Genomic DNA, 14305 nt, shown 5'->3' with positions numbered 1-14305 from the left:
GGGCGTGTTAGCATATAAAAAAGTAAATATTGAGTACATGGATGAATATGGTCACTTTTTCTCGTTATACGACATTAATTTTATATGGTGTTATTACCTATATTTTGTTTTTAATTATGTCTTCAGTAACCATTATTCAAGAATTGTTGCTCGCTTGGACTAATCTTCTTCAAAAAACATTTAATACTTCAAATTTCACACCTTTGTATGGTTACGCTACATTATTATTTTTAGCAGGGTTAGCCGTGAACAAAATCGCAGATAGCTTTTCTATTTATAATTCAAAAAGATATTGGCAATTTAATTGGCGATATCCTTCTCTCATGCTATCTATAACATGCACTATTGCTATTTGGTTGTTTTTTGAATCTAAAGCAACTGGCTCTGTGGTTAGTTTAGAGTTAGTACTCTTATACTTACCTCTTATAGTCGGATTAGTAATTTTACCTGTATTAGAGCTTTTTAAAACTCGTACTAAACCTAATAAACCAAAAAATAATGCTTCAACGCAACATATTGCTAAACAAATTGAAAAAACTTTATGCGATGAGAAAAATCCAGCGAAGAGTAAGAGTAAGCGCATTTTAATATGTGGAGCTTTTGGTGTCGGGAAAACAACGGCAATAAATTTAGCTGTTGATGAACTAAAAAATAAAAAAGAATTGCCTAAATTAGTTCACTGTAATATTGACCTATGGGGTGTTGAAGCTGAATCTATTATCCAATATGTATTGGATGAAGTGCTAATAGCACTTAGTAGCGAAATTGATATGTGTAAGTTCCGTTCTTTACCGTCGCACTATATTTCAGCTATGAATGCAGGTAATACGTCTTCTAAAATATTTGCAGCGTTTATGCATAAACCTACATCTCCAGATGCACTTTTAAAAAGCTTAAGTGATGTCATTAATACAGCGAATTTAAGATTATTAGTAACAATTCAAGATCTCGATCGCAATCAAAAGGCGCTAGACAGCCTTCATGCTCTTGCTGGCCTGCTAGATAGATTAGAAGAACTGCAAGGTATTGATTATATTTTTGCAGGTGAAAACCGCCCCGAATTTTCAGATACTTTACTGCGCATTTGCCCAATACGATTTGACTTTTCTATCCCCAACTTTACTGAGGAGATAAAGAAGTTAGAAAATGAGTTAATAAATGCCGATATGCAAATGTATTATCAAAAAGTTCTTTTGAAACAAGATGTAGATAGGTTCCTAATACAGCAACTTATAAATAAGTTGTTGCCATCATTTAGAGCATTGCACACTATTGAAGAACAAATTAAACCTATTTGGCAGACGTTAGGTGGTGAAGTGTTATTTTACGACCTTGTTTTACTTCAGGCATTGAAAAATAATAGCCCAGTTATTTACGATGCACTAATAGTGTTATTAAATAAAAAGTCCTTTAAAAGCCAACCATTAACTAAATTTATTGCAGATAACTTTTCTCCGGACGATAATTTAGATAAAGAACTTATAAAGGCTTGCCTAGAGCACTTTGGCTTAACTTATATTTTTAAAGCTATAGAAGAGAGTAAAGGTAGAGAAACATACGTTTCAAAAGATAACCCGCCGGCTCATGTTTTATCATTTTATAAACACGAGCATATAAGTAGCTCATTAATCGAAGGCAGGCTTACAGCGAAAAAGCTTAAACAAAGGCACGTTTTTAAAACGTTGAATGAAATTTCTAGTGGTGATAGCCGTATTATTAAAAACCAAGCAATTACTGACTTATGTGCCGCTGTGGAAAATGATGAGACTTCTAGCTTTTGGCTTGAGTCAATCAAGCATTATGGTTGGCATATTCTTTACAATGAAATTAAAGATGAAGTGACCGTTAAGCAATTATTTGAAAAAGCGATTAATGTTCGGTCATCAAGGAAATCTTTAGAACTTCTAATATCATTTGCTGTAAGAGGCTATGATGTTGACTCAAGTAGCGCATTTGTTAAATACCTTTTTTCAGAAAGAATAATAAGCGACTTATTTGAGCAACGTACCTCTTTTACATATGGTACTTTGTTTGCGCTATTGAAAATTTATAGTAATTTTAGCTCATTTGGACGTTTTGGTAGTGAACCCAAAAGTTATAAAGTTCCTATAAATAATCTTATTTTACAATTTATTGATGGCAATGATTCTGTCAGCGACGCTAATTTGTTGTATTTGTTTTCAAGTAATGCCGATGATATTCCTGATTTATTACTTGCTCTAAATAAATCGACTCTAAATAAAGTACAGTCTTTGATTAAAAATATTAAATCAGAAAACACCCGTGTGATTTATAGTCAAATAGCTGAAGCGCGAGAAGCAAATGATGATGAATTTGAAGGTATAAGAAGTGATGCATTAAAATTTATATCGCGAATGTTAAAACTTTAGTTTCAATTAATTGAGGCTGCTATTTTGGCTTGAAATTAAAGCGCGATAATTATCTTACCGCGCTTTAATCTTAAGTATTTATTTTATCTTTCAGTTTTACCCCAATCCCTAAAGCACCGAGCAACAACACAAATCCCCATACAAACATGTTGCCGTATTGGCTGTACACGCTGTCGCCTTTTATAAGCTTAATGTTGGCTTTCAATATGGTAGCTTCAAACTGAGGCATGGTTTGTTGTGTGTGGCTTATTGGGTCGTATACGGCGCTTACACCATTGTTAGTAACACGTACTAGAGGGCGTTGTAGTTCGAGCGCCCGCATGCGGGCTATTTGCATATGTTGCAAAGGCCCAATGGAGTCGCCAAACCAGGCATCGTTACTTACTGTAAAGAGTAGGTCGGAATCGCTTTTGTAATTACCGCGTACTAAGTCGGCAAATACTATTTCGTAGCAAATAGCAGGGAGTAAGTTATAGCCATTGGCGCGCAAGTTGTTTTGCACTTTGTCGCCACGGGTAAACGATGACATAGGCAAATCGAATAATGGGGCAATAGGGCGCAAAAAATCTTGAAACGGTACAAATTCGCCAATAGGTAACAGCTGGTGTTTTTGATAGCGGTTTTTATCAAGGTAATGATAATGCCCGTGCTCGTCGCCGCGCTCTTTATTACCGACAACAATTAAGGTGTTAAAGATATTTTTGGTATCACGCTGGTAATCAACAATACCGGTTACAAGGGCGGTTTGATTAAACGAGGCGGCGCTGTCTAAATTGGCTAGGTAGGAATCAGCAAGCATTTCTATTTCAGGCACTGCGGCTTCTGGCCATACTATTAAATCGGCATCCCAATGTGGACGTGTCATGTCTTGGTATTTGCTCATTGTGGTCCAAAACTCACTTGGCTCAAAGCGCAGGTGTTGCTGTATGTTGCCTTGTACGAGCAATACTGACATGTTTTTATCTGTGTAATGAATGCTGCCTGTGGTATTTGCACCTGTAAAAATAAGCGCAACAGCTGTCGCAGTAACCGCCGGGGTTTTAAAATCTTTTTGGGTAAGTCTATATAGTGCAAAGCCAATAGCGACACAGGTAAGAGTTAAGCCAAACTCGCCAATATAAGGGGCGAGCAGCCTTAAAGGTCCGTCGGTTTGTGTGTAGCCAAAGCTTAACCACGGGAAACCGGTAAGTACAGTGCCACGTAAATACTCACTAATTGCAAAGCAGGCAATTAGTGATGCGCCAAAGCTTTTAGGGCCTGTGGCAAAGCGAGTAGTTGCCCAAAAGGCAAGGGCTGGGAATAACGCTAAGTATGAACACAGTAAGGCCATTAACGAGAGCGACGCAATAAGCGGCATGCCGCCAAAGGTGGCAATAGAAACATGTACCCAGCTTATACCTGCACCAAACCAGCCTAGGCCAAATATAAAGCCATACTTAGCGGCGCTTTTTGCGTGTGCTTTACCGGTATTATTTGGGTTGATGCAAAAAATTATGGCTGCAAGGCTAATAAATACGATGGGCCAAATTTCAAAGGGGGCATAGCCAAAAGTTAAAATAAGGCCCGCAACGAGTGCGAGCCATGCTTTTTTATCTTTTGCTAATACGGTAAGCCTAGTTAGCAGTTTCTTCAATGTCGTTATCATCAGCCTTAGGAACGGTGACTTGCAGTTGCAAAATACGACGATTGTCGGCGTTGGTTACTTTAAATTGGTAACCTTCTATATCAATCGTTTCACCACGACTTGGCATATGGCCAAATGCGTGCAGTACAGTCCCGCCAATAGTGTCGGCTTCGTCTGTGCTGTAACCTGTTTTAAAGTGCTCGTTAAAGTCATCTACAGGTGTGAGTGCTTGCACTACGTGAACATGTTTAGCAAGTTGACGAATATCTTGATGTTCTTCTTCTTCGTCGTGCTCATCTTCGATTTCGCCAACAATTATTTCAAGAATATCTTCAATCGTTACTAAGCCCGATACGCCGCCATATTCGTCAATAACAACGGCCATATGGTAGCGTTGCTGACGAAATTCATTTAGCAATGTATCAACACGTTTGCTTTCTGGCACTACCATAGCTGGGCGTAAATAATCGCGTATTGATGGTAAGTGCTCGTCTTTATTTAAGATAAGCGGTAGCAAATCTTTAGCGAGTAAAAAACCTTCTACATGGTCTTTGTCTTCAATCACCACTGGAAAACGTGAGTGAGTTGAATCGACCATCATTGGAATTAGCTCTTCAAGCGGGCTGTCGATCTCAAGAGTGATCATTTGTGAGCGCGGAACCATTATGTCTCGCACTTTAAGCTCAGACACGCCAAGCACACCTTCTATCATCTCTTTTGTTTCTGGATCGATTACGTCTCGTTCTTGCGCATCGGCAATAACTTCGACCAGCTCTTCTCTATTCTGGGGTTCCCCTTGCAACATTTGGGCTATTCTACCCAACCACGTTTTGCCAGAAGAACCCTGGCTAGATTGCGAGTTACCGTCGCTCATTGCGTCTAATTGCTCCGTTAATTTAAATTTCGTCCCGGTATGGGTCTGCTATGTTTAGCTCTGCAAGTAATTGCTTTTCTATGCTTTCCATCTCAAAAGCATCTTCACTCTTTATATGGTCAAATCCAAGCAAATGCAAGCATCCGTGAATAACCATGTGAGCAAAGTGATCATGAAATGACTTTTCTTGCTCAATTGCTTCAGCTAATACAATGGCTGGGCAAATAATTAAATCACCAACCAAAGGAATATCTATTCCGGGTGGTGCTTCAAATTCAAACGACAGTACGTTGGTTGGTTTATTTTTACCGCGATAGTCGTTATTGAGTTGTTGCGATTGCGCTTCGTCGCTAATAACGATGCTGAGTTCTGACTCGTCACGGTATTGGCTAAGGGCTTTGTCGGCCCATAGTGCAAATTGTTCTTCGCTTGGGAGGTTGTCAAACTCACAGGCTATTTGTAAATCAAGTTCGGTTGTCAAAGTATTACTCTTTAGTAGTAGGCTGTTGAAGAGCAGCGAGTGCGTCTTTTGCATTTTGCTTTTCAATGCGCTTAAGTCGCTCGCTTTCGTCGTTACGCTCGTAGGCTTCAACTATGCGTGCTACAACAGGGTGGCGTACTACGTCGTGGGCTTTGAAGTAGTTAAAGCTAATTTCGTTTACGCCATCAAGCACTTCAATTGCATGGCGAAGGCCTGAGCGTGTGCCACGAGGTAAATCGACCTGTGTTATATCGCCTGTAATCACCGCTTTTGAGTTAAACCCTATACGGGTTAAAAACATTTTCATTTGCTCGGCGGTGGTATTTTGGCTTTCATCTAAAATAATAAAGGCATCGTTTAAAGTACGTCCGCGCATGTAAGCAAGCGGTGCGACTTCGATGATATTTTTTTCGATGAGCTTTTCTACTTTTTCAAAACCTAGCATTTCAAAAAGCGCATCGTAAAGAGGGCGCAGGTATGGGTCTATTTTTTGGCTTAAATCGCCTGGTAAAAAACCAAGCTTTTCGCCGGCTTCTACAGCAGGGCGCGTTAATAATATACGGCGTATTTCTTGGCGCTCAAGGGCGTCGACGGCGGCTGCAACTGCAAGGTAGGTTTTACCAGTACCTGCAGGGCCAATACCAAAGGTAATGTCGTGGTTTAAAATATTAGCCACATAAACACCTTGGTTGTCGTTACGTGGTTTAATAACACCACGGCGGGTTTTAATCACCATTTCTTTGCCGTAAGCGCTGCTTGATGCATCTTGCTCTAGGGCTTTTGATTCGGTAATAGCTAAATGAACGGCATCGGGTTCTATTTCGCCTAAAACACCACGCACTGGTTGAGTATCAACATAAAGGTTTTTTAAGATTTCTACAGCGCCGGCGCAGTTGTGTAGCTTACCCGTAACTTTAAAAAAGTTATCGCGGTGAATTATTTCAACAGCCAGGTGGCGCTCAATTTGTTTGATGTTTTCGTCAAACGGGCCACATAAAGAAGAAAGGCGTTTGTTATCGGCAGGTTCTAAATAAATCTCTAACGTTTTTAACTGATTACTCAAAATTGCTTCCTATCGTACTGCGCCAGCGTTAACTGGCGCTAATTGTGTGACTAAGGAACGAAAGTAGCTACGCCAATTTCGTTAACAGTGTCTGGTTTTGGCTCTGCAGCTGCAGCTTTAGTTAAAATAGCTGAAGGAGCGACTTCACGTCGTAAGTTCATTTCTGATTCTGTACGAATTAAGTCACCACGTAAAGAGTTAGGCAGTGCTTCGGTAATACGTACATCAACAAACTGTCCGATCACTGTGTGCGGGCCAACAAAGTTTACTACACGGTTGTTTTCGGTACGGCCACGTAATTCCATTGGGTTCTTCTTAGAAGGACCTTCAACAAGGATACGTTGCTCTGTATCGAACATTTGACGGCTAATTTGCTGCGCCATTTGTGTAATACGGTTTTGTAGTAAGTATAAGCGTTCTTTTTTCTCTTGCTCTGTTACGTCATCTGGCAAATCTGCCGCTGGCGTACCTGGGCGCGCACTGTAAATAAAGCTAAAGCTCATATCAAAACCAATGTCGCTAATAAGCTTCATGGTTGCTTCAAAGTCTTCTTTACTTTCGCCTGGAAAACCAATAATGAAATCTGACGACATGCTTAAGTTAGGGCGAATTTTACGTAACTTACGAATTGTCGATTTGTATTCAATTGCCGTATGGCCACGTTTCATCAGGTTTAATATACGGTCTGAACCACTTTGTACTGGTAAATGTAAGTGATCTACAAGCTCTGGTACATCGGCGTAAACCTCAATGATGTCTGGGGTAAATTCTACCGGGTGCGATGTGGTGTAACGAATACGGTCAATACCATCAATAGCAGCAATAAGACGAATTAAATCAGAGAAGTAACAAATTTCGCCATCGTGCGTGTCTCCGCGGTATGCATTTACGTTTTGGCCTAATAGGTTAACTTCACGTACGTTTTGCTCAGCAAGCTGTGCAATTTCAAGTAATACGTCATCTACTGGGCGACTAACTTCTTCGCCGCGAGTATAAGGTACAACACAAAAAGTACAGTATTTAGAACAGCCTTCCATAATTGATACAAACGCAGATGGGCCATCAGCTTTTGGCTCTGGCAGGCGGTCAAATTTTTCAATCTCTGGGAATGAAATATCAACTACCGATGAGCCTTTGTCGCCTTGCACTTGTTTAATCATTTCTGGTAAACGGTGTAGTGTTTGTGGGCCAAAAATAACATCTACAAATGGCGCACGTTGACGAATAGAGTCACCTTCTTGTGAAGCAACACACCCACCTACACCAATTATTAAATCTGGCTTGTCGTCTTTTAACAACTTCCAACGACCTAACTGGTGAAATACTTTTTCTTGTGCTTTTTCACGAATTGAACAGGTGTTGAGTAAGATTACGTCGGCATCTGTTGCATCTTCAGTTAGCTGGTAGCCGTTAGTGGCATCTAAAAGTTCAGCCATTTTCTGAGAGTCGTATTCGTTCATCTGACAACCCCAGGTTTTAATATGCAGCTTTTTGCTCATTGAAATATTGCCTCGTGTTCAATTCGATAGTGGCACAAAAATGTGCTAGAAACAGGATTAAGGAGCAAGCATGCTCACTTAAAGGACGCGTATTTTAGCTGGATACCCGCCCAGATCCAAGTATAGTTTTCATGTTTGTGATCTCAAATCAATACGAGGCCAGTTTAATGTGCTGTTAGGGATATCCTCTGGTATAAAACAAATTAATTTTGATACAATCAAAACAGACTCAAGTAATAATAAAATGATGAAAAACATGACTAAAAATAATGTGATAGTGGTTGGTGGGGGCATGGTTGGCGCGGCTATGGCGATAAAGCTTGCCCAGCAAGGCTTTGGCGTACGTATAATCGAAAAACACCTAATAGACCCATCGCACATTTTTAGTAGCGATAAGGTGGATATTAGAGTGTCGGCTATTAATCGTTTTTCAGAAAATTTGCTTGATGAATTAGGTGCAATGCCGCTTTTAAGACAAAACCGCATAGCGCCTTATCAACAATTGGAGGCATTTGAGCGCGGTGGTGACAATTTATTATTTGATTGCGCCGATATAAATACCACGCATTTAGGTCATTTGATTGAAAATAATTTAATTCAAGCCTGTTTGTGGCAGCAATTTTCACAATACAATATTGAAGTTATTGAGCAAGCCACACCGATTACTAAAATAGAGCAAACCAGTGATTTAATTACGCTTGTGTATGGAGCTCAAACCTATACAGCTGATTTAGTAATTGCAGCCGATGGCGGGCAGTCGCAATTGCGTGATAAGGCGAATATTGGTATTACGGGGTGGCAGTACCAGCAGCATTGCATGGGGGTGTTAATTAAACTCGATGCGCCGCAACAAATTAAAACCTGGCAGCAGTTTACGCCAAGTGGGCCACTCGCATTTTTGCCAATGCAGGCACCGTACGCTAATTTAATTTGGTATGACGATGCAAATACACTGCAAGCATTTAAAGGGCTAAGCCCAACTCAGTTAAAAACGCACATACTTAATAAATTCCCAGAGCTTGCTGGAGACTTTGAAGTACAAACCCATGCGATATTTCCGCTTACTCGCCAACATGCTAACAACTATTCGCAAGGGCGTTTGGTTTTAGTGGGCGACGCTGCACATACAATTAATCCGCTTGCAGGGCAGGGTGTAAATTTAGGTTTTCAGGACGTAGTGGCACTTGCTGAGGTTTTAGACAATGCAGGAGATATAGGGTGCCCGTTAATGCTTAAAGAATATGAGCGAGCTCGCCGTAAGGCTAATTTGTTAATGATGAGCATGATGGATGCCTGTTACTTTGGCTTTTCTAACCAAGTAGCGCCGCTTAAATGGGCACGTAGCCAGTTTTTAAAAATGGCTAATAATACAGGGCCAATAAAAAACTGGGTGTTAAAATATGCCATTAGCGGAGAGCTAAGTTAGTTTCTAAAAAGATTACCCCCCTAATAAAGCGATTAACAATGCTGTTAATCGCGCCCTTAAAAGTTATAACCTCTTCATAAAACAACAATCATATTTGGTAAGTGGGCTACCCTGAGCTTTTTAATGTATTTTATTTCGTTATTAGATTTATTAGCCATACTAAATGTATAACAAATTGCATTTAAAGAGTGTCTGTGGATAAGCCATTTATTTTTATGATTATAGTAGGGATATTACTGTTAACTGTAAGTATCAAACCAACAATACAAGTATGCAAAAAAACGAATCGGTTTGCATGGAGCTTACTGCTTATTTTAATTGTGCTGTTTATTTTTGGCTACTGTTGGGTACTTTATTATTTTACTTTTTATGGTAGTGAACCGTTTGTAACAACTAGTGTTTCATTTATTTTAGTTGGTGGCGGCACATTTGTGTATTTAGTTGTTAGGTTAAGCCTCAAAAGTATCTTAGAGCTAGAGCGCTCAGCTCAACACCAACAATTTCTAGCTGAACACGATAGTTTAACTAACCTACCTAAACGTAAAAAATTCTTTAATGTACTCAATGAGAACATAGAATATAACCAACCTTTCATTTTGTTTTTAATAGATTTAAATAACTTTAAACGTGTAAACGATACTTATGGAAATAATTTTGGGGATTTGTTGTTGTGTGCATTTTCCAAAACATTAAGCCAACACTTATCCGAGATTGCTAAGTTATATAGGATTGGGGGAGACGAATTTGCATTGCTTTTAAACTCAACCACTCAGGATAAGTATGATTTATGTATTCAATTAATAAATAAGGCAGTACAAAAACCTTTTTTAATTTATGAACAAACTATACGCGTTAAGCTAAGAATTGGAGTGAGCTATTACCCCAAATATAGTATGCAAACTAACGAACTATTCAAACAGGCTGATTTAGCGCTGCATGAAGCAAAAAAGACACAGCAACAGATTGTTATTTATTTTAAGGATTTGAGCATTAGGGCGGATAATTTATTTGATATGTCCTTACTTATAAAGCAAGCATTGAAAAATGAAGAGTTTGAGCTTTATTTACAACCAATATTTTCTTCTAACCTTAATGAAATCCATGGAGCTGAAGCATTAATACGCTGGCCACAAAGTGATGGTTCATTTATTAGCCCTGAGGTGTTTATTAAAACAGCTGAGCAAATGGGGTTAATTTTAAATATTTCTAAGTGGGTGGTGTTAGAAACTATAAATCATTTAAAGTCGTTAAAAGCTTTGGGGTTTATCGGGGCTATTCACGTAAATTTATCAACAAGGGATTTAGAGAGCCAAGATTTTTATGAGCTTATTGAGCAATTAATCAGTGTCGATCCGACGCTGAGTGACTCAATAATTTTTGAAATCACAGAGGGTGCTATGATGACAAATATAGAAGCCGCTCGCACTATGATGTACAAGCTTAACGACCGCGGTTTTGAGTTTAGTGTAGATGATTTTGGGACTGGATTTTCTTCGTTATCATTACTAAGAGAGTTACCAATCAACCAAATAAAAATAGACCGGTCATTTATTAAAGATATGCTAACACAACCCGCTGACTATGCGATTGTAGAATCAACGTTATTTTTAGCTAGCAGACTTAATTGTAAAGTAGTGGCAGAGGGCATTGAAAATAAAGCGCTTAGAAATACACTCACAGCAATGAAATGTGATTATTTACAAGGGTATTATTATAGCAAACCTATTAAAATTAATGATTTTATACTGAAGTACTTAAATGAAGAAATAGATGGGGTAGTTTAACAAATTGGCTGGGATACCAGGATTTGAACCTGGGAATGCCAGGATCAAAACCTGGTGCCTTACCGCTTGGCGATATCCCAACTATAAATTTGCATTAGTTTTAGTTCTTAATAAGAACATGGTGCGGAAGGAGAGACTTGAACTCTCACAACCTAAGTTACTGGAACCTAAATCCAGCGCGTCTACCAATTCCGCCACTCCCGCATCACTAATTTGCTCATTTAAACTCTAAGCGAGAGCTATTCTTTTATGTCCAACTTTCCTTGGTAGAAGAAGTTGGCTGGGATACCAGGATTTGAACCTGGGAATGCCAGGATCAAAACCTGGTGCCTTACCGCTTGGCGATATCCCAACAAAGAATTAATTGATAATTTTATTTCTTATCAAGAAATGGTGCGGAAAGAGAGACTTGAACTCTCACAACCGAAGTTACTGGAACCTAAATCCAGCGCGTCTACCAATTCCGCCACTCCCGCATCGTTTGTGTAATAAAACACAGGTAGTTATTTTAAACTCTTCATTGAGCGCAATTTAACTCTTGCAGAGCCACTTCTAAAATAAGAAATGGTGGCTAAGACGGGATTTGAACCTGTGACCCCATCATTATGAGTGATGTGCTCTAACCAGCTGAGCTACTTAGCCATTGTTGGCTGGGATACCAGGATTTGAACCTGGGAATGCCAGGATCAAAACCTGGTGCCTTACCGCTTGGCGATATCCCAACAATAACAATTGATAGTTTTAATTCTTATCAAGAATTATGGTGCGGAAGGAGAGACTTGAACTCTCACATCCTAAGATACTGGAACCTAAATCCAGCGCGTCTACCAATTCCGCCACTCCCGCACACAAGGTAGTTATTTTAAACTCTTCATTGAGCAACAAAAAAATAATGGTGGCTAAGACGGGATTTGAACCTGTGACCCCATCATTATGAGTGATGTGCTCTAACCAGCTGAGCTACTTAGCCATCTTTTTTTGTTAGCACTTCATCGCTGAGTGCGGGGCGTATTATGCTGATATGACCCAAATTCGTCAACACCTTTTTTGCAAAAAAAACACTTAACAGTGTTTGTTTGCAGGAAAATTAAGCTAAGCGGCTAACTTTTAATAAAAATGATGATTTTTTGACTGCAATTCACATACAAAATTTACCGTCAAATAAAAAAGAGCAAAAGCCTGTAATTTAAAACTGTTTGATAATCAAACAAATTATTGGGAGCTAAGCATTAACTTGTCGATGAGGTATTTTTTATTGAGGTTAAATCTTCGCCGCAGTGTCTTTTTTAGATTAAACGCTGGCTTTTAGCTTGTGATTACATCAATTTTATAAGTTTATAAAGCTGAGGGTACAAAAAAGGCTCGTAAAAACGAGCCTTTAAAAATTATTACCAATCTAAATTGGTTTAATTTGTACTTATACGTTGAACAAGAAGTTCATTACATCGCCATCTTTAACAATGTACTCTTTACCTTCTTGACGCATCTTGCCTGCTTCTTTTGCGCCACTCTCACCTTTAAAGGCAACAAAGTCGTCAAAAGCAATAGTTTGCGCACGAATAAAGCCACGCTCGAAGTCAGTATGGATTTTACCCGCTGCTTGTGGCGCTGTCGCACCTACAGGGATTGTCCATGCACGCACTTCTTTTACGCCAGCTGTGAAATAAGTTTGTAACTGTAGTAATTCATAACCACCACGAATAACAAGGTTAAGACCTGGCTCTTCTAGACCAAGATCAGCCATAAACTCAAGCTTGTCTTCGTCATCTAGCTCTGAAAGTTCAGACTCGATAGCGGCACATACAGGAACAACAATCGCATCTTCAGCTGCAGCAATAGCGCGTACACGATCAAGGTATGGGTTATTTTCAAAACCATCTTCAACAACGTTTGCAATATACATTGTTGGTTTAATCGTTAAGAAGTTAATAGAGCTGATTGCTGCTTTTTCTTCTTTAGTAAGTGCTAGACCACGTAAAGTTAAGCCTTCATCAAGATGTACTTTTACTTTTTCAAGGACAGCATTTTGCTCTTTAGCGTCTTTATCGCCACCTTTTGCTTTTTTTGCATTACGGAAAAGGGCTTTTTCAGCGCTATCCATATCAGCAAGTACTAACTCAGTGTTGATTACGTCAATATCGTCAGCAGGGTCAATAGTACCTGCTACGTGGATGATGTTTTCATCTTCAAAACAGCGAACTACGTGGCCAATTGCATCGGTTTCACGAATATTAGCTAAAAACTGGTTACCAAGGCCTTCACCTTTAGATGCGCCTTTTACTAATCCTGCAATGTCTACAAATTCCATACTAGTAGTAAGAATTCGTTGAGGATTAACAATTTTAGCAAGTTCGTCTAGACGAGGATCTGGCACAGGTACCACACCTGTATTAGGCTCAATGGTACAAAAAGGAAAGTTAGCGGCTTCAATACCCGCTTTAGTTAGTGCATTGAAAAGCGTTGATTTACCAACGTTAGGCAAGCCAACGATGCCACATTTAAAACCCATAGTAAGATACCTTGTTTAGAATTCGTTTAAACGGTGTACTTGGACCCAAGTTACTAGGGTTTAAACGAATGTAGTCTGTTTTGTGCTTTTAACACACCATCTTTTGCAAGTATTTCCATGCAACGAACTGCTTCATCAACAGCAGCATCCATTTTTTCTTGGTCTTCTTTGGCCGCTTTTCCAAGCACCCAACCAGTTACCATTTCACGATGCCCCGGATGACCTACACCAATGCGCAAGCGCATAAAGTCTTTTTGATTTGCCATTTTTGCAATAATGTCTTTTAAACCATTATGACCGCCATGCCCGCCGCCTTTTTTTAATTTGGCAACGCCTGGGTCTAAATCCAATTCGTCATGGGCAACTAAAATGTCCTCGACAGGGATTTTGAAAAAATTAGCTAAACTACTGACCGCTTTACCACTTAAATTCATGTAAGTAGTGGGGATCAATAATTTGAATTCTTGGCCTTGAATTATCACTTTGCCTGTAAGGCCGTGATACTTAGGATCGTGTTTTAGAGTGCAGTTATAGCGTGCAGCGATTTGCTCGATAAACCAAGCACCTGCATTGTGGCGTGTGTTTGCGTATTCGGGGCCTGGATTAGCCAGGCCCACAAGCATTTGAATAGAATTCAAGGTTGCGAGACCTTAAA

At 39.4% G+C, this 14305-nt stretch carries 10 protein-coding genes and 8 tRNA genes; 3 read left to right on the top strand and 15 right to left on the bottom strand.

Translation table 11 applies throughout. The annotated features are described in order from the left end of the window. The first annotated feature begins 47 nt into the window (after nucleotides 1-47). Entirely contained in the window at nucleotides 48-2390 is a 2343-nt protein-coding gene (locus P20495_RS04195; RefSeq protein WP_008138287.1) for a P-loop NTPase fold protein, read from the top strand. Between the two features lie 70 nt (nucleotides 2391-2460). Here P20495_RS04195 and lnt read toward each other — a convergent pair whose 3' ends face one another. From lnt to miaB, 5 genes are read right to left on the bottom strand one after another with little or no spacing between them, the layout of a single operon-like run. Then, complete coding sequence (gene lnt / locus P20495_RS04200; RefSeq protein WP_008138286.1) at nucleotides 2461-4023, bottom strand: apolipoprotein N-acyltransferase; 1563 nt, start codon at nucleotides 4021-4023, stop codon at nucleotides 2461-2463. After that, complete coding sequence (corC, locus tag P20495_RS04205) at nucleotides 4004-4888, bottom strand: CNNM family magnesium/cobalt transport protein CorC (RefSeq protein ID WP_007378276.1); 885 nt, start codon at nucleotides 4886-4888, stop codon at nucleotides 4004-4006. The genes lnt and corC overlap by 20 nt, the downstream gene beginning before the upstream one ends. 22 nt (nucleotides 4889-4910) lie before the next feature. Further along, nucleotides 4911-5369 carry an rRNA maturation RNase YbeY gene (ybeY, locus tag P20495_RS04210; protein WP_008138284.1) on the bottom strand — a complete coding sequence of 153 codons (459 nt, stop codon included), beginning with the start codon at nucleotides 5367-5369 and terminating at the stop codon, nucleotides 4911-4913. A 4-nt stretch (nucleotides 5370-5373) separates the two neighbouring features. Continuing rightward, nucleotides 5374-6432, bottom strand: coding sequence for a PhoH family protein (locus tag P20495_RS04215; protein ID WP_002958543.1), 1059 nt, complete (start codon nucleotides 6430-6432; stop codon nucleotides 5374-5376). A 50-nt stretch (nucleotides 6433-6482) separates the two neighbouring features. Further along, a complete protein-coding gene (gene miaB / locus P20495_RS04220) occupies nucleotides 6483-7931 on the bottom strand; it encodes a tRNA (N6-isopentenyl adenosine(37)-C2)-methylthiotransferase MiaB (protein ID WP_007378278.1) in 1449 nt (482 codons plus the stop codon). A gap of 244 nt (nucleotides 7932-8175) precedes the next feature. Between miaB and P20495_RS04225 the strand changes: the two genes are divergently transcribed. Together P20495_RS04225 and P20495_RS04230 are read left to right on the top strand one after the other, a co-directional pair. Beyond that, complete coding sequence (locus tag P20495_RS04225; protein ID WP_033016250.1) at nucleotides 8176-9357, top strand: FAD-dependent monooxygenase; 1182 nt, start codon at nucleotides 8176-8178, stop codon at nucleotides 9355-9357. A gap of 194 nt (nucleotides 9358-9551) precedes the next feature. Then, nucleotides 9552-11141, top strand: a complete 1590-nt coding sequence (locus P20495_RS04230) for a bifunctional diguanylate cyclase/phosphodiesterase (RefSeq protein ID WP_008138280.1) — start codon at nucleotides 9552-9554, stop codon at nucleotides 11139-11141. Nucleotides 11142-11146: 5 nt separating this feature from the next. On the opposite strand, the gene P20495_RS04235 is transcribed toward P20495_RS04230, so the two are convergent. The 10 genes from P20495_RS04235 to pth all read right to left on the bottom strand — a co-directional run bounded on the left by P20495_RS04235 (nucleotide 11147) and on the right by pth (nucleotide 14288). Next, nucleotides 11147-11221 (bottom strand) — tRNA-Gln (locus P20495_RS04235). A 39-nt stretch (nucleotides 11222-11260) separates the two neighbouring features. Further along, nucleotides 11261-11345: transfer RNA gene (locus P20495_RS04240), tRNA-Leu, on the bottom strand. 73 nt (nucleotides 11346-11418) lie between these two features. Then, nucleotides 11419-11493 (bottom strand) — tRNA-Gln (locus tag P20495_RS04245). Nucleotides 11494-11532: 39 nt separating this feature from the next. Next, nucleotides 11533-11617: transfer RNA gene (locus tag P20495_RS04250), tRNA-Leu, on the bottom strand. 89 nt (nucleotides 11618-11706) lie between these two features. Next, nucleotides 11707-11783, bottom strand: a tRNA-Met gene (locus P20495_RS04255). 5 nt (nucleotides 11784-11788) lie between these two features. After that, nucleotides 11789-11863 (bottom strand) — tRNA-Gln (locus P20495_RS04260). A 39-nt stretch (nucleotides 11864-11902) separates the two neighbouring features. Further along, nucleotides 11903-11987, bottom strand: a tRNA-Leu gene (locus P20495_RS04265). A 47-nt stretch (nucleotides 11988-12034) separates the two neighbouring features. Then, nucleotides 12035-12111, bottom strand: a tRNA-Met gene (locus P20495_RS04270). 447 nt (nucleotides 12112-12558) lie between these two features. Beyond that, nucleotides 12559-13650 carry a redox-regulated ATPase YchF gene (gene ychF / locus P20495_RS04275; protein ID WP_008138278.1) on the bottom strand — a complete coding sequence of 364 codons (1092 nt, stop codon included), beginning with the start codon at nucleotides 13648-13650 and terminating at the stop codon, nucleotides 12559-12561. Nucleotides 13651-13703: 53 nt separating this feature from the next. Further along, on the bottom strand, nucleotides 13704-14288 hold the full coding sequence (gene pth / locus P20495_RS04280; protein WP_002958548.1) for an aminoacyl-tRNA hydrolase: 585 nt from the start codon (nucleotides 14286-14288) through the stop codon (nucleotides 13704-13706). Nucleotides 14289-14305: the final 17 nt, after the last annotated feature.

The organism is Pseudoalteromonas sp. BSi20495 (assembly GCF_000241185.1).
Classification (GTDB): Bacteria; Pseudomonadota; Gammaproteobacteria; order Enterobacterales; family Alteromonadaceae; genus Pseudoalteromonas; species Pseudoalteromonas fuliginea.
This window is presented reverse-complemented; position numbering and strand designations above follow the sequence as displayed.

What these genes read in the sequence shown, in the direction of transcription:
- P20495_RS04195 (WP_008138287.1), top strand. Translation starts at nt 48, where the DNA reads ATGGTCACTTTTTCTCGTTATACGACATTAATTTTATATGGTGTTATT.
- corC (WP_007378276.1), bottom strand. Translation starts at nt 4,888, where the DNA reads ATGAGCGACGGTAACTCGCAATCTAGCCAGGGTTCTTCTGGCAAAACG.
- miaB (WP_007378278.1), bottom strand. Translation starts at nt 7,931, where the DNA reads ATGAGCAAAAAGCTGCATATTAAAACCTGGGGTTGTCAGATGAACGAA.
- P20495_RS04225 (WP_033016250.1), top strand. Translation starts at nt 8,176, where the DNA reads ATGATGAAAAACATGACTAAAAATAATGTGATAGTGGTTGGTGGGGGC.
- ychF (WP_008138278.1), bottom strand. Translation starts at nt 13,650, where the DNA reads ATGGGTTTTAAATGTGGCATCGTTGGCTTGCCTAACGTTGGTAAATCA.